The 20,708-nt window shown below is 68.6% G+C and carries 21 protein-coding genes; 12 read left to right on the top strand and 9 right to left on the bottom strand.

The annotated features are described in order from the left end of the window. The coding region (locus NY1_RS43970) for an MFS transporter (RefSeq protein ID WP_501193567.1) at nucleotides 1-530 on the top strand (530 nt) is incomplete at its 5' end. Between the two features lie 20 nt (nucleotides 531-550). Continuing rightward, nucleotides 551-1,126, top strand: a complete 576-nt coding sequence (locus NY1_RS40030; RefSeq protein ID WP_067723003.1) for a DUF2771 domain-containing protein — start codon at nucleotides 551-553, stop codon at nucleotides 1,124-1,126. 75 nt (nucleotides 1,127-1,201) lie between these two features. Here NY1_RS40030 and NY1_RS40025 read toward each other — a convergent pair whose 3' ends face one another. Next, entirely contained in the window at nucleotides 1,202-1,630 is a 429-nt protein-coding gene (locus tag NY1_RS40025) for a cold-shock protein (protein WP_084536275.1), read from the bottom strand. Between the two features lie 187 nt (nucleotides 1,631-1,817). On the opposite strand from NY1_RS40025, the gene NY1_RS40020 reads away from it, so the two are divergent. From NY1_RS40020 to NY1_RS40005, 4 genes are all read left to right on the top strand, one after another. After that, nucleotides 1,818-2,051: a hypothetical protein gene (locus tag NY1_RS40020; protein ID WP_067723001.1), complete on the top strand. Its 234-nt coding sequence runs from the start codon at nucleotides 1,818-1,820 to the stop codon at nucleotides 2,049-2,051. Nucleotides 2,052-2,485: 434 nt separating this feature from the next. Then, nucleotides 2,486-3,109 (top strand): resuscitation-promoting factor Rpf1 domain-containing protein, encoded by a 624-nt coding sequence (locus NY1_RS40015; protein ID WP_067723000.1) that lies wholly within the window; start codon nucleotides 2,486-2,488, stop codon nucleotides 3,107-3,109. 155 nt (nucleotides 3,110-3,264) lie between these two features. Further along, the gene (locus NY1_RS40010; RefSeq protein ID WP_067722999.1) at nucleotides 3,265-3,453 is read left to right on the top strand and encodes a hypothetical protein; all 189 of its coding nucleotides are present in this window, start codon (nucleotides 3,265-3,267) and stop codon (nucleotides 3,451-3,453) included. A 209-nt stretch (nucleotides 3,454-3,662) separates the two neighbouring features. Continuing rightward, entirely contained in the window at nucleotides 3,663-6,002 is a 2,340-nt protein-coding gene (locus NY1_RS40005) for a helicase-associated domain-containing protein (protein WP_084536273.1), read from the top strand. A gap of 200 nt (nucleotides 6,003-6,202) precedes the next feature. On the opposite strand, the gene NY1_RS40000 is transcribed toward NY1_RS40005, so the two are convergent. Continuing rightward, nucleotides 6,203-6,706, bottom strand: coding sequence for an LppU/SCO3897 family protein (locus NY1_RS40000; RefSeq protein ID WP_233434690.1), 504 nt, complete (start codon nucleotides 6,704-6,706; stop codon nucleotides 6,203-6,205). 332 nt (nucleotides 6,707-7,038) lie between these two features. After that, the gene (locus tag NY1_RS39995; protein WP_067722997.1) at nucleotides 7,039-8,598 is read right to left on the bottom strand and encodes an endoglycoceramidase I; all 1,560 of its coding nucleotides are present in this window, start codon (nucleotides 8,596-8,598) and stop codon (nucleotides 7,039-7,041) included. 276 nt (nucleotides 8,599-8,874) lie between these two features. Between NY1_RS39995 and NY1_RS39990 the strand changes: the two genes are divergently transcribed. The 4 genes from NY1_RS39990 (at nucleotide 8,875) to NY1_RS39975 (ending at nucleotide 13,556) form a co-directional block, all read left to right on the top strand. Further along, nucleotides 8,875-10,533: a DNA repair helicase XPB gene (locus NY1_RS39990; protein ID WP_067722995.1), complete on the top strand. Its 1,659-nt coding sequence runs from the start codon at nucleotides 8,875-8,877 to the stop codon at nucleotides 10,531-10,533. A gap of 37 nt (nucleotides 10,534-10,570) precedes the next feature. Continuing rightward, a complete protein-coding gene (locus NY1_RS39985) occupies nucleotides 10,571-11,239 on the top strand; it encodes a DUF3239 domain-containing protein (protein WP_067722993.1) in 669 nt (222 codons plus the stop codon). 210 nt (nucleotides 11,240-11,449) lie between these two features. Next, complete coding sequence (locus NY1_RS39980; protein WP_067722991.1) at nucleotides 11,450-12,088, top strand: LysE family translocator; 639 nt, start codon at nucleotides 11,450-11,452, stop codon at nucleotides 12,086-12,088. Nucleotides 12,089-12,137: 49 nt separating this feature from the next. Next, nucleotides 12,138-13,556 (top strand): M1 family metallopeptidase, encoded by a 1,419-nt coding sequence (locus tag NY1_RS39975; RefSeq protein WP_369690473.1) that lies wholly within the window; start codon nucleotides 12,138-12,140, stop codon nucleotides 13,554-13,556. Between the two features lie 18 nt (nucleotides 13,557-13,574). On the opposite strand, the gene NY1_RS39970 is transcribed toward NY1_RS39975, so the two are convergent. From NY1_RS39970 to sigJ, 3 genes are all read right to left on the bottom strand, one after another. Continuing rightward, nucleotides 13,575-14,219 (bottom strand): LysE family translocator, encoded by a 645-nt coding sequence (locus NY1_RS39970; protein ID WP_067722987.1) that lies wholly within the window; start codon nucleotides 14,217-14,219, stop codon nucleotides 13,575-13,577. A 195-nt stretch (nucleotides 14,220-14,414) separates the two neighbouring features. Beyond that, nucleotides 14,415-15,590, bottom strand: a complete 1,176-nt coding sequence (locus NY1_RS39965) for a pyridoxal phosphate-dependent aminotransferase (protein ID WP_067722985.1) — start codon at nucleotides 15,588-15,590, stop codon at nucleotides 14,415-14,417. Between the two features lie 213 nt (nucleotides 15,591-15,803). Continuing rightward, nucleotides 15,804-16,724, bottom strand: coding sequence for an RNA polymerase sigma factor SigJ (sigJ, locus tag NY1_RS39960; RefSeq protein ID WP_067723010.1), 921 nt, complete (start codon nucleotides 16,722-16,724; stop codon nucleotides 15,804-15,806). 91 nt (nucleotides 16,725-16,815) lie between these two features. Here sigJ and NY1_RS39955 point away from each other — a divergent pair, with 91 nt between their 5' ends. Further along, nucleotides 16,816-17,397 (top strand): GNAT family N-acetyltransferase, encoded by a 582-nt coding sequence (locus NY1_RS39955; RefSeq protein WP_067722982.1) that lies wholly within the window; start codon nucleotides 16,816-16,818, stop codon nucleotides 17,395-17,397. Nucleotides 17,398-17,400: 3 nt separating this feature from the next. Further along, on the top strand, nucleotides 17,401-17,943 hold the full coding sequence (locus NY1_RS39950) for an SAM-dependent methyltransferase (RefSeq protein ID WP_067722980.1): 543 nt from the start codon (nucleotides 17,401-17,403) through the stop codon (nucleotides 17,941-17,943). Nucleotides 17,944-18,061: 118 nt separating this feature from the next. On the opposite strand, the gene NY1_RS39945 is transcribed toward NY1_RS39950, so the two are convergent. From NY1_RS39945 to NY1_RS39935, 3 genes are all read right to left on the bottom strand, one after another. Next, nucleotides 18,062-19,153: a 3-deoxy-7-phosphoheptulonate synthase gene (locus NY1_RS39945; RefSeq protein WP_067722978.1), complete on the bottom strand. Its 1,092-nt coding sequence runs from the start codon at nucleotides 19,151-19,153 to the stop codon at nucleotides 18,062-18,064. A 269-nt stretch (nucleotides 19,154-19,422) separates the two neighbouring features. Beyond that, nucleotides 19,423-19,785, bottom strand: coding sequence for a PH domain-containing protein (locus tag NY1_RS39940; RefSeq protein ID WP_067722976.1), 363 nt, complete (start codon nucleotides 19,783-19,785; stop codon nucleotides 19,423-19,425). Between the two features lie 20 nt (nucleotides 19,786-19,805). Beyond that, complete coding sequence (locus NY1_RS39935; protein ID WP_067722974.1) at nucleotides 19,806-20,687, bottom strand: oxidoreductase; 882 nt, start codon at nucleotides 20,685-20,687, stop codon at nucleotides 19,806-19,808. Nucleotides 20,688-20,708: the final 21 nt, after the last annotated feature.

Below are 20,708 nucleotides of genomic sequence, written 5' to 3'. Positions count from 1 at the left end.
ATCGCCCGGTGCAGCAGGCCGCCATGCTGGGCGTGGTCGGCGCGGCCGCGGCCATCGGCAATTTCACCGGCAATGCCACCGGCGCGCGCATGAAACTGGGCCGCCCGCAATTGATCGTGCTGCTCTGCACCATCGCCTGCGTGGGCATCGCGGTGGTCGCCGCCCTGCTGGACAATCTGATCGGCGCGGCGGTCGCCACCCTGATCGCGGCCGGCGCCAGCGCGCTGGCCAAGGTGTCGCTGGACGCGTCCATCCAGGACGATCTGCCGCCGGAGTCCATCGCCTCCGGTTTCGGCCGCTCCGAGACCGTGCTGCAGCTGTCCTGGGTGATCGGCGGCGCGATGGGCGTGCTGCTGCCCACCGAATGGTGGAAGGGCTTCGCCGCCGTGGCCGGAGTGATGGCGCTCGGATTGATCCAGACGGTGGTCAGCTACCGTGGTCATTCGCTGCTGCCCGGTTTGGGCGGTAATCGACCTCAGCACGCGAAACAGGAAGTCCCCGGCGCACACGGCGCGGGGGAAGCGGCCTAGTCAGGGACAAGGAATCAACGGTGAGCCAAGTCAAAGCCCGCACGCTCGTTGCCGCACTCGTGGCGCTGCTCGTGGTGGCCGTGGCGTACTTCGGCGTGATCGCGATGATCGCCCGCAATGCGGAGAAGCCGGAACCGGAGCTCACCGCGTACTCGCACGGCAAGTCGGTGACGGTGCAGCCGTACCAGTACTGCAATGTTCAGATGCAGGACTGCAAGATCCTGCCCGCCGAGGACATGTCGGGTTTCCCGGTGCCCCTCGAATGCGCGGCGGGACAGCCGGATTGCCACACCGGTAAGCCGGTGGACCTGCGGGTGCCGGGCGGGGATCCGCTGCAGTTGTCGCTGCCCAAGGACATCGCGGGCAAGCCGTGGTTGATCACCGCGATCTACCGCACGCCCTCCGGGGCGACCGCGCAGAACACGGTCAGCTTCCAGGATTACGACAAAGGCACGGTGGCGGTGACCATTCCGTCGCTGAAGGAATTGAAGCTGGTCGTGGTCGAGGTGCAGCTGCCGATTCTGGTGCGTGACACCACCACCGGCCAGGAGGGCTATCTGCCGCATCAGGCGTGGTCGATCCACACCGAGGTCTAGCCGATCTCGCAACAGACGAAAAGAGCCCGGAAGCAACCGCTTCCGGGCTTTTCGTTTTCTTGCTCAGGGCTCGGCCTAGTGGTCGAGCTCCCGCGCGACGCCGCGCACCACTTCGGCGATGCGCTGGGAAGTCTTGCGGTCCGGGTACTTTCCGCGCCGCAGATCCGGCTGCACCTTGGTTTCGAGGATGGTGATCATGTCCTCGATCAGCCCGTGCAGTTCGTCGGTGGACTTGCGCACCACCGGCGCGTCGGAGGTCTTGCCGCGCCGCTCGCCGCCGCGCTCGTTGCGCAGCGACGGCGGGGTCTCGAGCAGCTTCAGCGAAAGCGCCTGCGGCCCACGGCGACCCGCGGCCATCCCGAATTCCACCCGCTGCCCCGGCTTGAGCGCCTCCACACCGTCAGGCAGCGCCGACGATCGAACGTAGACGTCCTCACCCTCATCCTGGGAAAGGAAGCCGAAGCCCTTTTCGACGTCGTACCACTTCACCTTGCCGGTCGGCACTGCGCTCACCCGTTCGTCATTCGATGCCCGGGAAGTTCCGGGCACAGTCGTGGTCGCCGGACGAGTTACGCCCGCAACCTTTCCGTTTGCGAAAAGAAGCGCGCCCCACACAGCTATGCAGGACGCGATTGCCTTCGAGTCTACCCCGGTGTGAATAGCGCGAGCACATGAGTTTTACGGTCTGAATGTGCCAGATTCCTCTTCCGAGCAGACTTCGCGCAGGTCCGCGAACTGGCTGCTCTATCTCGCCCTGACGCTGCTGTCCGTGGGATTGCTGGCGGTGATCGCGGCCTTCGGCATCGGATTGCTGACCGATTACGAGCCGGGCGCGTGGCTGTACCTGGTGGCGATGGCGGGCACCTCGTCCGGGTTCCTGCTGGCCCTGGTGTTCGCCCTGTGGTCGGGCCGCCGCGCGCGCTGACGGCGCCTCACCGAGATCATTCCGCCGCGGTGAGCGACACGTCCGGTTGCCCGGTTCGTTACCCCGCTACACCTGTGATCTTCATCACATAACAGAACGGTCACAGCGGGGTGACAGCCCCCTATCGGCGCGGACTCGCCGTGACCACCTGCACAGAAGCGAAACGGAACCGCTTGCGCCGGTTAGGGACCCACCCGGACACGACGGTTACCAAATGGTGATTTTTCCCGGGGACCGTCGTAATGTCTCTCACCAGCCGGGTCAGCCCGGCGCCACCGGCCCGCCGCACCGAACCTCACCCGCGGGCACGGACCCCAACTGGAACCAGGGTGAGGGCGAGGAACAGCGCGCACCAGCGCGCCGGAGCGGACGACCTCTCAGTTCGCCCCCGGTAGTCGGTCTCGCAGGAGCGTACGAGAGGAAACGACCAGAACATGAGTGGACGCCATCGCAAGCCGAGTAACACCGGCCGCACCGTCGCCAAGGTTGCCCTGACGGGTATCGCCCTCGGCGGGGCCGGAGTCGCACTGGCCGGAAACGCCAGCGCGGCACCCGACTCCGACTGGGATCGCCTCGCTCAGTGCGAAGCCGGCGGTAACTGGGCCATCAACACCGGCAACGGTTTCCAGGGCGGGTTGCAGTTCTCGCCCAGCACCTGGACCGCCCACGGCGGCGGCGAGTACGCCGCGACCGCCAACCAAGCCACCCGCGAACAGCAGATCGCGGTCGCCGAGAAGGTGCTCGCCTCGCAGGGCTGGGGCGCCTGGCCCTCCTGCTCCTCGAGCCTCGGCCTCTCCAGCGGCGCCACCCAGCGCTCCGTGCCCTCCACCGACACCGCGCCCAAGTGGAATCCGCAGGCCGCGCAGGAGCAGGTGGCGGACAGCAGCCAGCAGGTCTTCCAGGCCGTGGACCGCGCCATCGAGATCGTCCAGCAGCAGGGTGTCAACATCCCGCAGCAGGCGCTCGACTTCCTCAACGCCACCAAGGCCAACAACACCAAGTTGGACCCGGCGGTCGTGAACTTCTTCGAAGCGAACAAGGGTTTCCTGCCCCACTAGGACCCGCGCGTTCGCGTTACGCAAATGCCCCGCATCAAAGGCGATGCGGGGCATTTGTGTGTTCGGGGCCGGGTTCCGGCCCGATCATCGTGCGGCGGGCAAACTTCCGGGTGCCGGACGGTGCCGTCCGCGGGGGCGCATGCCAGAATGAGCGCGTGGTGAACAAGACGAAGAAACCCTATGTGGACAACGGCTGGCCCGAGACGGCCAACGGCGATCACGCGGTCACCGAGCTCTCCTCGACCCGCTCCGGCAGCCTCTCGCCCTACGGCGAGGACACCGAGTTCCCGCTGCCGGCCGATCAGCTGCCCTACGTGCACCCGCACACCGTCATCAATCGCTGACGTACTGATCGGTTTCCGATGCGGTCAACGGCGCGTCCCGCTTTCCAGCGGCCGCCGCGCACCCGACGTCTGTCGCCCGCGGCGGCCGTTGTACCGCGTCTCGGAACACCCGCGCGCCGTGCGCATGCCACGAGCGTGACCGCCGCCGCGCCGTCGGCCAGGACCACTACTTCGCAGCGGCCGGACACCGGCCGCCTGGATCGGACGCAGTGACCGATACCGCTACCCCCACCGCCGGATCCGGTGATGCCGCCACAACCGCGGCCTCGGACGGGCCCCAGCTGTCCGAATGGCTGGCCAAACGCAGCGACGAGGATCTGGTCACGCTGCTGCAATTGCGGCCGGATCTGGCCGTGCCGCTGCCCGCTTCGATGGCGGTGCTGGCCGCCCGCACCGAACAGCGGGCCTCGGTGCTGCGGGCCACCGACGAATTGGACACGCTCGACTTCGCGGTCATCGAAACCCTGGTGGTGGAAGGCGCGGCCGATGGTCGGCGCGCGCAACCGGTCCCGCGCACGCGGTTGAAGAAACTGCTCGGGGATCGGGTCACCGCGGTCGCGCTCGGGGCTGCCATCGAGCGATTGCGCAGCCGTGCGCTGGCCTGGGGGCCGGACAAGGCGCTGCGGCTCACCCCCGCCGCGCAGGAGGCGCTGCCGTGGCCGCTGGGCAGCACCACGGAGCTGCCGGACGCGCTCACCGAACCCGAGATCGTCACGGCGCTGGGTGAATTGCCGCCGCCGGAACGCGGGCTGCTGGAGAAGCTGGCGACCACGGGGCCGCGCGGGCGTACCCGGGACGCCGCGCCCGGCACGCCCGAGGATCGGCCGGTGCAGCGGCTGCTGGCGCGGCGGCTGCTCAATTGGATCGACGAGGAGACGGTGGAGCTGCCGATCTCGGTCGGTCAGGTGCTGCGCAACGAACCCGTCACCGATCCGCACGCTTTGACGCCGCCGCAGGCGGAGCAGCAGAAGTACGCGCCCGCCGATGTGAACGCGGCGGCGGCCGGTGAGGTCGGCGAACTGCTGCGACACGCGGGCGATGTGCTGGAGGTGCTGGGTCGCGGGCCCGCGCCGGTGCTGCGCTCCGGCGGGCTCGGGGTGCGCGAATTGCGCCGTATCGCAAAGCAAACCGGTATCGACGAGAACCGCATCGGGCTGATCGCCGAGGTGCTCGCGGCGGCGCGGTTGATCGACAAGGGCAGTCCCGAACCGCTGCCCGACGGCGACGGCGCCGACGACTTCTGGGCGCCCACCACCACGTCCGACGCCTGGTCGGCGGTGGTGCCGCCGCGCCGCTGGGTGGTGCTGGCACAGGCTTGGCTGGACCTGGACCGCTGCCCGTGGATGATCGGCCTGCGGGATGCCAATGACAAGCCGCTGGCGGCGCTTTCGGCGGAGCTACGCAATGTGCACGCGGTGCGCGATCGGCGCGCCATTCTGGGTCTGCTCGCCGAATATCCCTCCGGCACCGCGATTTCCGCTGCCGATCTGGGGCGGGTGCTGGCGTGGCGGCAGCCGCGCTGGCGGCGGCACTATCGGCTGGAGGCGGTCACCAATACCCTCGCCGAAGCGCAGGCGCTGGGCCTGGTGGCGCGCGGCGCGGTGACCTCGGCGGGGCGGGCGCTACTGCACGGCAGTCCCGAGGACGCCGAATCGGAGATGGCGGCCGCGCTGCCGGAACCGGTGGATCACGTACTGGTGCAGGCGGATCTGACGGTGATCGCTCCCGGCCCGCTCACGCCCGAGCTCCAGGACCGCGTGGCGCTGGTCGCCGATGTCGAATCAGCGGGCGCCGCAACGGTTTACCGCCTCAGCGAAACCTCGGTCCGGCGCGCGCTCGACGCCGGCGCGACGGCCGCCGAGCTACACAACCTGTTCACCACCCACTCTCGCACCCCGGTCCCGCAATCGCTGACCTATCTCATCGACGATGTGGCCCGCCGCCACGGCCGCCTGCGCGCGGGCATGGCGCAGTCCTTCCTCCGCAGCGAGGACCCGACCCTGCTGGCCGAAGTGCTCACCGCCCCCGTAGCCGGCCAGCTGGCCCTGCGCGCCATCGCGCCCACGGTCGCCATCTCCCAGGCTCCGCTCGGCGAACTCCTGGAACAACTACGCGCCGCCGGTTTCAGCCCCGCCGGCGAAGACTCCTCCGGCGCGGTGGTCGACCTCCGCCCCCGCGGCGCCCGCCTCCCCGCCCGGAACAACCAGCGCCCCGGCTGGCGCCCCAATCCCCCCAGCACCGAACAACTCCTATCCCTGGTGGCCGAACTCCGCGCCGGCGAACGCGCCGCCAGCGCCCGCCCCGGCCAGACCGTCCGCGCCGACGGCAGCCGCACCAGCACCGCCGCCACCCTCAACCTCCTGCAACTGGCCGTCCGGACCCGCCGCCCCGTCCACATCGGCTACGTGGACGCCTCCGGCGTAGCCACCCAGCGCATAGTCGAACCCCTGAAGGTAGGCGGCGGCCAACTCGACGCCCTCGACCCCGTAACCGGCTCCGTCCGCCACTTCACCCTCCACCGCATAGCTTCGGTCGCCCTCGTCGAATAACCCGAAACAAAAAAACAGCCCCCGAACTCTGAACGAGTTCGGGGGCAAAGCTTTCGGAGTGAGAGGCCGAAGCCCAGCCTCCCCGCTCACAGCGGTTCAGGAGCGGGGCCGACCTCCTGTCCGAGGGGTTCGGGGCGAAGCCCGTTCGTCCCTCCCGAGGGGGTTCGGGGGCGGAGCCCCTGAGAGTCCCGAGAGTTGGGTTATCCCTTGGGGTTGCCCAGGCAGAAGGTCACCTTCGGGTCCGGGACGACGCGGAAGCCGATGGCGGTGGTGGCGTCGCAGAGGAATTCGTCGGCTTGGCCGTCGATGCGCTTGGTCACCTTGAAGGAGGCTTCGGGGGCGGTGCAGGCCACGTACTTGTACCCGGTGGTGGCGCTCTCGTTGTAGCAGGCGCCTTCCTTGAAGTTCGGGGTCAGGCACAGGAACGCGGTGGTGCCGCCGTTCAGGGTCTCCTCGTAGGAGGTCTGCTCCTCCTTGCAGTCGACCTTCTTGTCATTGACCTGCGCCACCTGGTAGACCGCCTTCTCCGAGGAGCAGGCGATGGGCTCGGTCTTGGAGTCGACGGCCGACCCCTCGATGACATTGATGCAGTCCCCGACCTTCGCCTTGGCGGTGTCGGATTTGCTGGCGTCCTTGATCATCGAACACCCGGTCACGGCCAGCGCGGCGACCGCTATCGCCACCAGGGCGAGCACGAGGCGCACGACGAACCTCGTTCCTGCGAACTTCACTAGCGAAAACCTTTCTCACCGAACGGGTTCACGGCTGCCGTGAACGCGGTGAGCGTACCCGGGCGGGCCCGGCTACCGCATCAGCCTGGCGGGGGTATGTCAGATGCCGGTCATCCGGAGCCCGCCCAGCGCCATGAACGAGAGGTTGAGAATGGTGGGCAGCAGGCGCTGAAGCATCTGCAGGGCAAGGATGTTGTTGTCCACGAGTGTTCCCTCTCGATTCGGTCATGCGTCCAGAAGTGGCGCCGTGCACTGTGTCGTCACGGGCCCGCCGGCCGTTACACGGCGAGCCCGATCGCTCCGCCTCAGCCGGCCGAACCCGAGCCTACCGACCCCGCCGCACCGGAACCGCTTCCCGCCGAACCACTTCCACCGGATCCGCTCGCCGAACCACTGCCGCCCGAGCCGCTCGCCGATCCGGTTCCGATCGGCCCAGTGGGCACCGTCGCCCCGGCCGAACCGGGCCGGTTGATGTACACGGTGACCGGACCCGAACCGTTCGCCGTCACGGTCACCGGGCGCGCATCGGCCGCCGAGGTGACCGTGCCGCCGTCCACCCGCACGGCATACCCGCCCGGATAGTGCAGATCCGACACGTAGATCTCGGTCTGCCCGGTTCCCGCCCGCGGCGTGTACCGATAGGCGAAGTCGCCATTGCCCGCATCGAAGATCATCCGCCCGGGCGTCCCGGCCGTGGCCTGCGGATAGGTGCGCACCAGTTGCCGCCCCAGATCCCCGAGGAACGGATCCCCCTTCGGCCCGCCCGCCCCGAAGCGCGAGCTGTAGTGCCAGTACTGCCAGCCGATGAATCGCTCGTCGGCCCGGGTGAGCGTATTGCTCACCACGGTCGCGTCGCCGTCGCCGAATTCGGTGACCAGCGTGGGCAAATGGGTGCGCGCGGTGAAGGCGTCGATATTGCCCCAGGTCTTGTCCTGCTGCGGCCCGCACAGCGCGCGCAATGCCTCGGGCAGCCCCAGATAGATGGCCAGCTGACTCGGAATGCAGTAGTCGTGCGGCGCGAAGGCGATATTCGGCGCGGTGATCGGCGGATTCTTACCCAGATTGGTGGGCATGGTCTCGTTCCAGGTCACATTGGGTTCCCAGAAGACGTTCACCGCGCCGTCCCCGGCCCGCACCGCATCGGTCAATTTCTGCATGGCCGCTTGGTATTTCACATCGAAGCCCGGGCAGCCGTCGGGGAAGCAGGACAGGAACGCCGTGCCCGGCCACGGCTCGTTCAGCAGCTCGATGCCCAGCACCCCGGGATGTCCCTGGACACGCGCGGCCAGGGCGCCCAGCGCCTGCCCGAGATAGTCGAGCACGCCGTTGCTGTTGTTCCACACCTCGTCCCAACCGCGATTCATGCTGGGCATCAGGTAGTACAGCGGGAATCCGATATTGGGCTCCAGCGCGCCGGGCCGGGCCGCGAGCGACCATTCCGGGAAGCCGTTGCCGTTCCAGATCTTCGACAGCCCGTCCTGGTGATTGTCGAGCAAGGTGTGAATCCCGTACTGCGCCAAGGTGTCCACGATCCCCGCGACCCGATCGAGGTAGGCGGTGTCGACCACGCCGCGGGTGGGCATGAGGCCGTCGAAAGAGACCCCGAGCCGCACGGTATTGACCCCGTGCCCGGCGAGCAGCGCCGCGTCGTCCGCCGTCAGCGTGAGCCCGTCGCCGGCTTCCAGGTAGGGCGCTTCCTTGTCCACATTGTTGACGCCGTGCAGCAGCACCACCCGGCCGTCGGCGTCGACGAAACTCCCGCCCTCGACGTGGACAGCCCGGGCCGCCGCTCCCGCCGGGGCCGCCGTCGCGGCCGGGGTGCCGGTCAGCGCCAGCACGCAACCCAGTGCGGCCGCGGCCGCCATCCAACCTCTGCCGTCGATTCGCACCGGGCACCCCTGTTCAGTTTCTGGTCAATCGTTCATATGGACGCACGTCCAGTAATGCGGGTGATCGTAGCCACCCGAATTGGGGTCTTGATCGTTTTCGGCGAATCCGCTGGGTAATCCACCCGGCGCGGGAATCGATGAGGTGTCATGCGGCGTTGTCGGTAACCGACGCAACGCACGCGGCCGGGCTGTCGGAGCCATCAGGAAGAATGGACCACGGCCCGTTCGAGGCCGCACTTACCGGGAGGTGCCGTGACCGACGGTCCGCTGATCGTTCAAAGTGACAAGACGCTGCTGCTCGAGGTCGACCACGAGTCGGCCAATGCCGCGCGTCAGGCCATCGCGCCGTTCGCCGAGCTGGAACGCGCGCCGGAGCATGTGCACACCTATCGCATCACCCCGCTGGCGCTGTGGAACGCGCGCGCCGCGGGGCACGACGCCGAGCAGGTCGTCGACGCCCTGGTGAACTTCAGCCGGTACGCGGTGCCGCAGCCGCTGCTGGTCGACATCGTCGACACCATGGCCCGCTACGGGCGGTTGCAGCTGGTCAAGCATCCCGCGCACGGCCTGGTGCTGGCGAGCCTGGACCGCGCGGTGCTGGAGGAGATCCTGCGGCACAAGAAGATTCAGCCCATGCTGGGCGCGCGCATCGACGACGACACTGTCATCGTGCATCCCTCCGAGCGCGGGCGGATCAAGCAGATGCTGCTGAAGGTGGGCTGGCCGGCCGAGGACCTGGCCGGTTACGTCGACGGCGAGGCGCATCAGATCGATCTGGACTACGCCAGCAGCGACTGGCATCTGCGCGACTACCAGGAACTGGCGGCCGACTCGTTCTGGGCCGGCGGGTCCGGCGTGGTGGTGCTGCCGTGCGGCGCGGGCAAGACCATGGTGGGCGCGGCGGCCATGGCCAAGGCCAAGGCGACCACGCTGATCCTGGTCACCAATACCGTGGCGGGGCGGCAGTGGCGGCGCGAGCTGCTGGCCCGGACCTCGCTGACCGAGGACGAGATCGGCGAATACTCCGGCGAGCGCAAGGAGATCCGCCCGGTCACCATCGCCACCTATCAGGTGATCACGCGCAAGACCAAGGGCGAGTACCGGCATCTCGAGCTGTTCGACAGCCGGGACTGGGGCCTGGTCATCTACGACGAGGTGCATCTGCTGCCCGCGCCGGTCTTCCGGATGACCGCGGATCTGCAATCGCGCCGCCGGCTCGGCCTGACCGCCACGCTGGTGCGCGAGGACGGGCGCGAGGGCGACGTGTTCTCGCTGATCGGGCCCAAGCGCTACGACGCGCCGTGGAAGGACATCGAGGCGCAGGGCTGGATCGCCCCGGCCGACTGCGTGGAGGTGCGGGTGACGCTCACCGACGCCGAGCGCATGGCCTACGCCGTCGCGGAGCCGGAGGAGCGCTACAAACTGTGCTCGACGGCGCGCACGAAACTCCCGGTGGTGGAATCGATTCTGGCCCAGCACAAAGGTTCGCCCGCGCTGGTCATCGGCGCGTACCTGGATCAGCTGGACGAGCTGGGCGAACACCTGAACGCGCCGGTCATCCAGGGTTCCACTCGCACCAAGGAGCGCGAGGAACTCTTCGACGCGTTCCGGCGCGGGGAGATCCCGGTGCTGGTGGTGTCGAAGGTGGCGAATTTCTCCATCGATCTACCGGAAGCGTCTGTGGCCGTGCAGGTTTCGGGCACCTTCGGGTCCCGCCAGGAGGAGGCGCAGCGGCTGGGTCGCCTGCTGCGGCCCAAACACGATGGCGGCCAAGCTCACTTCTATTCGGTGGTGGCACGTGACACGCTGGATGCCGAATACGCCGCGCACCGGCAGCGTTTCCTTGCGGAGCAGGGGTATGCCTATCGCATCACCGATGCGGACGACCTGCTGGGGCCGGCTATAGGATAACTGGAGGATAAGCCTCCGGAAGGCGAGGGGAACGCACGTGCGACGCTTCGAATTCGCGGTTGACCGTGAGCATGCCAGGGCGGTCAACGAAGTGGTCGCCTACCTGCGGCGGCTGCGGTTGCTCGCGATCGGGGCGGCGGTGGCGCTGGGCGTCGGCACGGCGTTCCTGGTCTGGCTGAACCACCCGTGGTCGTATCTGCTGGCGGTGGCGTTCCTGCTGGGCGCGGGGACGGCGCTGTTCATCGGACTGTGGACGCCGTACCGGGGGCGGGTGGAACGGCTCTACGCGACCGGGGAACTGGTGCCGGCCGTGGTGTCGGAGACCAACGGCAAGGGCGCGACCCTGCTGGCGCTCATCGACGTGGCCAAGCCGAGCACCGACGGCCCGCGCTACGCCCTGGTCACCCGCACCGTGCGCTCCCTGCCCGGCCATCGCGCCCGCGAAGGCGAACGCGTCCCCGCCGTCACCGTCCGCATCGACCGCGCCCCCGGCTCGGTCGGCGACCTGTGGCAGTCGGTGAGCGCCATGCCGATCGCCTGGGGCACCCGCGACCTGAACATCATCGACCGCGCCCGCACCGCCATCCGCGAAGTGGAATGGCAACTGCTGACCGACAATCTGGACCTGGCCGCCAAGGTCCGCCGCGTCGACGCCAAACGCCTCCTGCTCGACCCGCGCCAGCTCCCCGAGGAGCTGCGCGGGTAAGCACGCGGGGCCGCGCCCGACGGTCGCGTCACCCCCACTCGGTCCGGACGCGAATCGCGCCTGCTCGACCGTGAGTGAGGCTTCACCACTCCCGCAGTTCACCGAGGCAAGCCTGAAAGTCTCCACGGTTGGGGTTTCAGGGGGAACCCCTGAGAGTCCGAGAGTTGTCATACTCTCGAATTCACTTGCACCACTTCGTAGAATGATTCGATGATCCCAGCTTCGCACCTGCTGGCGTTCGTCGTCGCAGCCACCGTCATCATCGTGATTCCCGGACCCGGCGTGCTTTTCGTCATCGGGCGGGCCCTCACCGACGGCCGCAAGGCCGCCCTGCTCTCGGTGGCCGGGCACGCCATCGGTGTGCTGGTCGTATTGTGCCTGGTCGCGGCCGGTCTGGGCACCGTGCTGGCCGCCTCGGCCGTCGCGCTCACGGTGGTGAAGCTCGCCGGCGCGCTCTATCTGATTCACCTGGGTATACAAGCCATTCGCGAGCGCCGGTCCCTGCGCGACGCCCTGCTGACCAAGACCGAACCGGTGCGCGGCAAACGCCTGTTCCGCCAAGCCATCCTGGTCGGGCTGTCGAACCCCAAGGCGATCATCTTCTTCTCGGCGGTGCTGCCGCAGTTCGTGGACCCCGAGTCCGGCCCGCTGCCCTTGCAGCTCCTCATTCTCGGCGTCATCTTCCTGCTGATCGCCATGGTGTCCGACAGCGCCTGGGGCCTGGCCGCCGGCACCGCGCGCGCCTGGTTCGCGCGCTCCCCCAAACGCCTGGAGGCGGTCGGCGGCGCGGGCGGCGTCATGATCATCGGGCTGGGCGCCAGCGTGGCCGTGTCGGGTACGAGTAACTGACAAATCGGGCGACTAGGCTCGCGGGGGTCGAACCAGCAGGCGAGAAGGGGTGGCCCAGCACATGGCGCACGGGTGGCGGCGGTACACGATGCTGGGCGCGGCATTGCTGACCATGGCGAGTGCGGTTCCCGCGCAAGCGGATACGGCCGACCCGTTCACCGGCGCGCCCGGCCTGAACGACCCCTACTATCCGATGGACGGCAATGGCGGCTACGACGCCAAGCACTACGACGTCACCATCGGCTACGCGCCCGACACCCATCGGCTGACCGGATCCACCCGGGTGGACGCGGTCGCCACCCAGGCGCTGCGCACCCTGAACCTGGATTACAGCGGCCCCGCGGTCACCAAGGTGTCGGTGAACAATCTCCCCGCCTGGTTCGACCGCGCCGACGAACACGAACTGGTGGTCACCCCGCTGCTGCCGCTGCTCCCGGGCCTGCCGTTCACCGTGCAGGTGGAGTACGCGGGCGAGGTGACCTCGACCGAGGGCGAGGGCTGGGTGCTCTCCCCCAGCGGCAGCGCTTTCGTTGCGGGCGAACCGCATTCGGCGACCAGCTGGTATCCGCTCAACGACACCCCCATGGACAAGGCCACTTTCAGCCTGCACGCCACGGTGCCGCAGGAGTGGGAGGTGGTGTCGATCGGGGTGCGCACCGATGACGCGGTGCGGGACGGCATGCGCACGGTGGGCTGGGAGATGCGTTCGCCGGTCATCGGCTATCTGACCACCATCGCCATCGACCGCTTCGAGTTCCTGGAGCAGCGCGCCGCCGACGGCACCCCGCTGCTGAGCGCCTTCGCGCCCGACGCCACCAAGGCGCGCGAGGTCGAATCGCGGCTGCCCGAGATCCTGGCTTTCGAGACCGAGCTCTACGGCCCGTACCCCTTCGAGTCCGGGGGCGGCATCTACGTCGATTCCGAACTGCCGTTCTCCCTGGAGACCCAGTCCCGCCCCATCTACGCGCCGTGGACCGATCTGAACACGGTCGTGCACGAGATCGCGCACCAGTGGTGGGGCGATTCCATGTCGGTCAAGCAGTGGTCCGACATCTGCCTGAACGAATGCTTCGCCAGCTACACCGCCGACTACCTGTGGGCGGAACGCAAAGAGGGCAAGGACGTCGATCAGGAGTATCGCGACACCGTCGCCAAGTACCACGACGACCCCAAGTTCTGGCAGTACGCCCTGGCGAATCCCGGTGTGGGCGACGAGTTCACCTCGGTCTACTACCGCGGCCCGCTGTTCCTGCACGCCCTGCGCCGCACCCTGGGCGACGAGGTGTTCTTCACCGCGGTCCGGGATTTCGTGACCGCGCACAAGTACGGCAATGCCTCGATGCCCGAGTTCCGCCAGTTCCTGCAATCGCGGACCCCGCACGACCTGACCGGTTTCCTCGCCGCCTGGCTGGATCGCACCGAACCGCCGGCGGCCGAATACCTCTACCCCGGCAGCCTGCACGTCTGACCCGGGCCGCCGGAACCGCTACGCGGGCAACGGCCGCGCCCGATCGGTGGCCATCAGCGCCGCCATGGCCCCCAGCACCGACCCGGTCACGTACCGCTGCGCCCGCAGCCACAACGGCCGCCCCGCAAGGAAACTCGCGATCCCGCCCGCCCCGACCACGATCAATCCGTTGACGCACAACGCGATAACGATCTGCACCGACCCCAGGCACAGGCTCTGCAACCACACCCGCCCCTGTTCAGGCGCGACGAACTGCGGAATCAACGCCATGTACATGATGGCGATCTTCGGATTCAGCAGGTTCGTCACCAGCCCCATGGTGAACAGGCGCCGCACCGGATCCGCGGGCAGCGTATCCGGCGTGAACACCGAAACCCCGCCCGGCCGAATCGCTTTCCACGCCAGCCAGGCCAGATATCCCGCCCCGGCCAGCTTCAACGCCATGTACAACCCGGGCACCACCGAGAACACGGCCGTGATTCCGGCGGTCGCAGCCGCCAGATAGACCCCGAACCCGACCGCGACCCCGCCCAGCGACACCAGCCCCGCCCGCCGCCCCTGGGACACGGTCCGCGACACCAGATACATCATGTTCGGCCCCGGCGTGAGCACCATCCCCAGCGCCGCCGCCGAAACCCCGAGCACCGCCGTCGTCCCGATCATTGCTCGATCATCCGAAAACTGGCCGCACTTGTCGCGGTCCAGTTCACAAGCCGTGGACCGCTATCCAACTGCCAGTTCACGAAGCCACGTGTCCCCTCCGTCATTCCGGCGTGCTTTTAGCCGGAATCCACCCGGTTCGCTGAGGCATGGATCCCGGCTAAGAGCATGCCGGGATGACGGAGGAGAGGTCCGGGCTCAGGCCGGCGCGTGAGCGGCACGGAGGCGGCGGACGCCCTCCGCGAGGGTTTCCTCCTTCTTGCAGAAGGTGAAGCGGATGAGGTGGTTCCAGGACGCTTTGTCGTCGGCGAAGACGCTGACCGGGACCGCGGCCACGCCGAGGCGGGCGGGGAGTTCGCGGCAGAAGGCGTAGGCGTCGGTGGCGCCGAGCGGGGTGATGTCGGCGCAGACGAAATAGGTGCCGTCGCTGCGTTTTACACCGAAGCCCGCTTCGCGCAGGGCGGCGGAGAGGCGGAGGCGCTTCTCGGAGATGGTGTCCCGCAGCGCGGCGACCCACTGCTGTTCGTTCTGCAGCGCATGCGCCACGGCGGGCTGGAACGGACCGCCGCCGACGAAGGTGAGGAATTGCTTGGCGGCCAGAACGGCGTCCAGCAGCGGGGCGGGCGCACAGGCCCAGCCGATCTTCCAGCCGGTGACGCTGAAGGTCTTGGCGGCGCTGGAGATGACGACGGTGCGCTCGGCCATACCGGGCAGGGTGGAGATGCTGATGTGCTGGTGGCCGTCGAAGTAGAGATGCTCGTACGCCTCGTCGGACATGACGATGAGGTCGTGTTCGATGGCGAGCTGCGCGATGGCCGTCAGATCGGCGCGGGAGAGCACCGCGCCGGTCGGATTGTGCGGCGAATTCACCATCAGCAGGCGGGTATTCGGGGTGATGGCGGCGCGCAGGCTGTCCAGATCGAGGGCGAACCCGTCGCCGTCCGGCACCAGGCGGGCGGTGCGGCGCTGCGCTCCGGCCATGGCGATGGCGGCCGCGTAGGAGTCGTAGTACGGCTCGATCAGCACCACTTCCTGCCCCGGTTCGACCAGGCCGAGCACGGTCGCGGCAATGGCCTCGGTGGCGCCCACGGTAACCAGCACTTGGCTGTCCGGGTCGTAATGCGTGCCGTAGCGCCGGGCCCGATCCGCGGCGATGGCCTGGCGCAGCGCCGGCACCCCACGCCCGGGCGGGTACTGATTGAACCCGTCCGCGATGGCCTGCCGCGCCACCTCGAGCATGCCGGCCGGACCGTCGGAATCCGGGAACCCCTGCCCCAGATTGACCGCGCCGTGCCGGACGGCGAGCTCGGTCATCTCGGCGAAGATGGTGGACGCGAAGGGGCGCAGGCGGGCGACGGTGGGAATCTGCGGCATGACCGGAGAATAGTCGACGCGGTGCGGTCCCCCGGACGGCGCGCGACCCGGAAACCGGTGGCCGGGGCTGGTCCGCCGCCCGATCGGGATTTCGGCTCGGGCTGATCGCAGGGCCGGTGCTCGGGTCCGCACATTGATGCGGCGCGGTCGCGAAATCGCGGCCGCGCCGTTCAGTCCGGATGCCGCCCCCACGCCAGTGGCCACCCCGCCAAGTCAGTGCGGCACCCGAATACCTGTCAGCTTAGCCGGATTGGCCAGATCGTAAGCGCCCCAAATTTTTCCGTCTTTCACGGTGAAACCGAAAACTCTGGTCGGCGTGCCGTGGTACCCGTCGCCCGATGCGCGCTCGTGCACCAGCAGCCCCAATTGCCCGTTCACCAGCACCAATTCGTTCGCGGCCACCCGCTCCGGGTCGCCGACGCCGTGCAGGCGCTGGATGCCCAGCCACAGCCGCGCCACCTTCTCCGGCCCGGACACCACATTGATGGTGGTGGAGGTGGTGCCGCCGGCATCGCCGATGGTGTGCACGTCCGGATGCAGCAGCGCCACAACGGCATCCATATCCGCCCGCGCCAGCGCCGCCAGCAATTGCCGCACCAGCGCCTCGTGTTCCGCGTCCGGAGCCGGTTCCGGCGTCCGCGCCGCCGCCTTGCGCGCCCGCGCCGCCAGCTGCCGCGCGGCATCGGCGGTGATCCCGAGGATCTCGCCGATCTCGTCGAACGGCACCGCGAAGCCTTCGTGCAGCACGAAGGCCACCCGCTGCGGCGGCGTGAGCCCGTCCAGCACCACCAGCGCGGCGAATCGGTAGTCCTGTTTGCGCACCAGCGCGGCCAGCGGATCGGGTGTGCTGGAGGGTTGCCACGCGGTCACGATGGGTTCCGGGAGCCATTGCCCCACATACTGTTCCCGCCGCGCCGCGGCACTGCGCAGCCGGTCCAGGCAGATGCGGCTGACCACGGTGGTGAGCCAGGCCCGCAGATCCTCGATCTCGTGCTGCCGGGCCACCGCGAGCCGTAACCAGCTCTCCTGCACCGCGTCCTCGGCATCGGCGACACTGCCGGTCAACCGGTAGGCCACCGAGAGCAGATGCGGCCGATGGGTTTCGAACAGATCGGCGAGAAGAGCGGCTACCACCGGCCAAATGCTACGGACCCGAACCGACACGACCGCCACCGGTCTCGGAAACCTTCCACCTCGCCCCCGCCTTCCGTGCCAGCATGACCCGGTGGACCCGCATGCCCTGACCGACGGTTCGGTATGGCTTTCGCCGCCGGCCGTGCCCGATATCGACGCCATCACCGCCTGCTGTCAGGAGCCGTCCATTCCGGAGTGGACGACCATGCCGTCCCCCTACCATCGCGCCGATGCGGAAAAATTCGTCTACGACTTCGTACTGCCCGGCTGGGCGGGCGGCTCCCCCACCTGGGCGCTGCGCCGCGGCGAAGGTCAGCCGGTGGTGGGCATGATCGGGCTGAACCAGATCGATTCGCGGCGCGAGTCCGGCGCCGCCGAGGTGGGGTTCTGGATGTCGGGGCAGGCGCGCGGGGCGGGCTTGATGACCCGCGCCCTGAACCTGGTCTGCGCGGCCGCGTTCGATCGGTCGTTCCTGGGTCTGGAGCGCATCGAATGGCGGGCCATCGTCGGCAATCACGCCTCGGCCGCGGTGGCCCGCCGGTGCGGTTTCACCTACGAGGGCCTGCTGCGCGGCGGCTGCGTGCAGCGCGGCGTGCGCCGGGACAGCTGGATCGCCGGCCGTCTGCACACCGATCCGCCCGGTCCCGCGCCGGACTGGCCCGCGGGGGTGTGAGCGGTGGCCAGAGAGTCCAGGTTCGAGTGGATCGCCGACACCATGGATCTGCGCCCCGGCGATCACGTGCTGGAGATCGGCGCGGGCTCCAGCCCCTCGGTCACCTATCTGTCGGCGCGGCTGCCCCGGGGCCGCATCACGGTGGTGGACCGCTCGCCCACCGCCATCGCCAGATCGGCGAAAAAGCATGCCGCGCTGCTGGATTCCGGGATGCTACGGGTGCTGGAAGCCGAATTCGGGCAACTGCGCCCCGAGACCCTGCTCGACCGCCCCGGCGATCGTTTCGACAAGATCCTGGCCGTCAATGTGAACCTCTTCTGGACCGGCCCCGCCACCACCGAACTGGCCCTGATCCGCGACCTGCTCGCCGCCGACGGCACCCTGTATCTCGTATACGGCTACGGCACACCGGAATCGAGCGATCATCCGTCGCCGCGCCCCACCTCGGCCCGCCTCTCCGATTCGCTCTCCGCCGCCGGTTTCCGGGTGCACGTGATCACCTCCGGCGATCTGCTCTGCGCCATCGCCGCACCCCGCGGCGACTGAGCCCGGATACGCGTTCGGCGCACCCCCGCCGGACTGGGGGTGCGCCGAACGACTTCCGCGCGCCGGACCGCTCAGGGGTGAGCCGGACTCACCGAACAGCGGCGCGCGAGCCTATCTTTCAGGCCGGCAGCGCGCGGCGCGCGGCGACGGCGTCGGCGAGCCGCTCGAGCTGGGCCGCGGTGACGTCCCAGTCGATGCAGGCATCGGTGATGGACTGCCCGTAGGTGAGCTCCTCCGGGTGGCCCAGGGTCAGGTCCTGCCGGCCCGCGACCAGGAAGCTCTCCATCATCAGGCCGACCACGGTGCGCTCGCCGGCGGCGATCCGGTCGGCGATATCGGTGACGACATCGACCTGCCGGTTGTGGTCCTTGTTGGAGTTGCCGTGCGAGGCGTCGACCACCAGGCGCTGCGGCAGCGACGACTTCTCCAGGCGCAGCAGGGCTTCCGCGCAGGAGTCGGCGTCGTAGTTGGTGCCGTTGCTGCCGCCGCGCAGGATGACGTGGCAGTCCGGGTTGCCCGCGGTGCGGATGAGCGCCGAGCGCCCGTCGAGATCGGTGCCGGGGAACACGTGGCTGGCGGCCGCGGCGCGCACGCCGTCCACCGCAACCTGCACGTCGCCGTCGGTGCCGTTCTTGATGCCGACCGGCATGGACAGCGCCGAGGACAGCTGGCGGTGCACCTGGCTGGCGGCGGTGCGGGCGCCGATCGCGCCGTAGGACACCATGTCCGCGATGTACTGCGGGGTGATCGGGTCCAGGAACTCGCACGCCACCGGCAGCCCGAGCCCGGTGATGTCGACCAGCAGGCGGCGGCCCAGCACCAGACCGGTGTTGATGTCGAAGGATCCGTCCAGGTGCGGATCGTTGATCAGGCCCTTCCAGCCCAGCGTGGTGCGCGGCTTCTCGAAGTAGACGCGCATGACGATGTGCAGCCGGTCGCCGAGTTCGGCGGCCTTCACCGCGAGGCGGCGGGCGTAGTCGATGGCGGCTTCGGGATCGTGCACCGAACACGGGCCGACGACCACCATGAGGCGGTCGTCGTCACCGTTGAGCACATCGACGGTGGTCTTGCGACCGGCGCGCACGGTATCGGCGAGCACATCGTCGATGGGGTGGGCGGAGCGCACTTCGCGCGGCGACAGCAGCGGGCTGACGCTCAGCGTGCGCTGATCGTCGAGGTCGGCATGTTTGTCGAGATCGGCGAGAGTCATGATCGTGGGTTCCTGTTCTCAGGCCGGCCCACGGAGATTTCGTGGTGAAAACCCTTGCAGCCGGTCTGTGTTCGTCCGGCTCGGGGTGGAAGAGGTCAGCGCGAGGTCACGCCGCTCGGCCCACCCGGGGCCGGCTGGCTAAACCAGAAATACACGCGCTGCATGGCGGCGACTGTACCAGAGATGACACAGCGTGCGTATGACGTGCGACACCCGGGCAAACGTCGCCGGGAAACCCGTCCCACCTGCTGGGATTCGGGCGCTCGGCCTCAGGAGGCGATGTAGTGCAGGATCACGTCGTGCACATGGCGGGTCTTCTCGTCGCCGCGGAACTGCACCTCGTAGGTGTGGTGGCCGGTGCTGATGGCGATCTGCCCGGAGGAGAACCACTGCCCGGCGAACGATTTGTTGGCGACCACGCTGATGCTGCTGATCCGTGAATACGGGATGGAGGTGATGGCGACCTTCTTACCCACGAACGAATTGTCCTGGATGATGACGCGGCGATCGGTCAGCCCGAGGAACCCGGTCCCCACCCCGATCGCGTCGTAGACGGCGATGATCTGTTCCCCCGGCAGCAGCCCGTTCTGGATCTTCTCCAGTTGTTCCCGCCGGTCGTACGGGATGTTCATGTCCCCCAGCGTATTCCGATCTAGCGGCGCGTGAAGGGGAAGCTGACTTTGGTGAGCTGTTCGGACAGTTCCCAGAGCCGGCGCGCGGTCACTTCGTCGCGCGCGGCGGAGGTGGAAGACGACCGGCCGGGATGCCCGCGCAGGCCGCGCAGACCGGTGGGACCGTAGAACTCGCCCGGCTCCACCTCGGAGGTGGCGGCGAAAAGCGAAGGCAGCGCGCCCATTTCGGCGCTCTGCGCGAAGAGCTTGTTGCCCAGCGACAGGAACCGGTCCTGGATGGACTCGGTGTGCCCCTGCAGATCGGTGGCGGCGTAGCCCGGATGCGCGGCCACCGAGAGCTTCGGCGAACCGGAGGCGGTGAGACGGCGCTGCAGTTCGAAGGTGAACATGAGATTGGCCAGCTTGGACTGCCCGTAGGCAGCCCAGCGCTGATAGTTGCGCCGCTCCCAGTTCAGATCCTCGATATCGATGCGGCCGATGGCGTGCATGCCGCTCGACACCGTCACCACCCGATCCCGGATCTTGTCCAGCAGCAGCCCGGTCAGCGCGAAATGACCGAGATGGTTTGTGCCGACCTGCATTTCGAAGCCATCGGCGGTGCGCTTGAGCGGCACCGCCATCACCCCGGCATTGTTGATCAGCACATCGGCCGAGTCGATGCCGTCGGCGAATTCGCGAATGGAGGACAGGTCGGCCAGATCCAGGCGGCGCACCTGCACGCCCGCGCCGATCCGGTCCGCGACGCCACGCGCCTTGATCTCGTTGCGGCAGGCCATGACGACCTGCGCGCCCGCCCCGGCCAGCGCCCGGGCGGTGACCGCGCCCAGACCGCTGTTGGCCCCGGTCACGATGAAGGTGCGCCCGGTCTGATCCGGGATGTCGGTGATGTCCCAACCACTCACCCGATCGAGTCTAGGGGCGGG

This window comes from Nocardia yamanashiensis NBRC 100130 (assembly GCF_001613325.1).
Classification (GTDB): Bacteria; Actinomycetota; Actinomycetes; order Mycobacteriales; family Mycobacteriaceae; genus Nocardia; species Nocardia yamanashiensis.
Note: the sequence above shows the minus strand (reverse complement) of the source record. Positions and strands in the feature narration are given on the sequence as shown.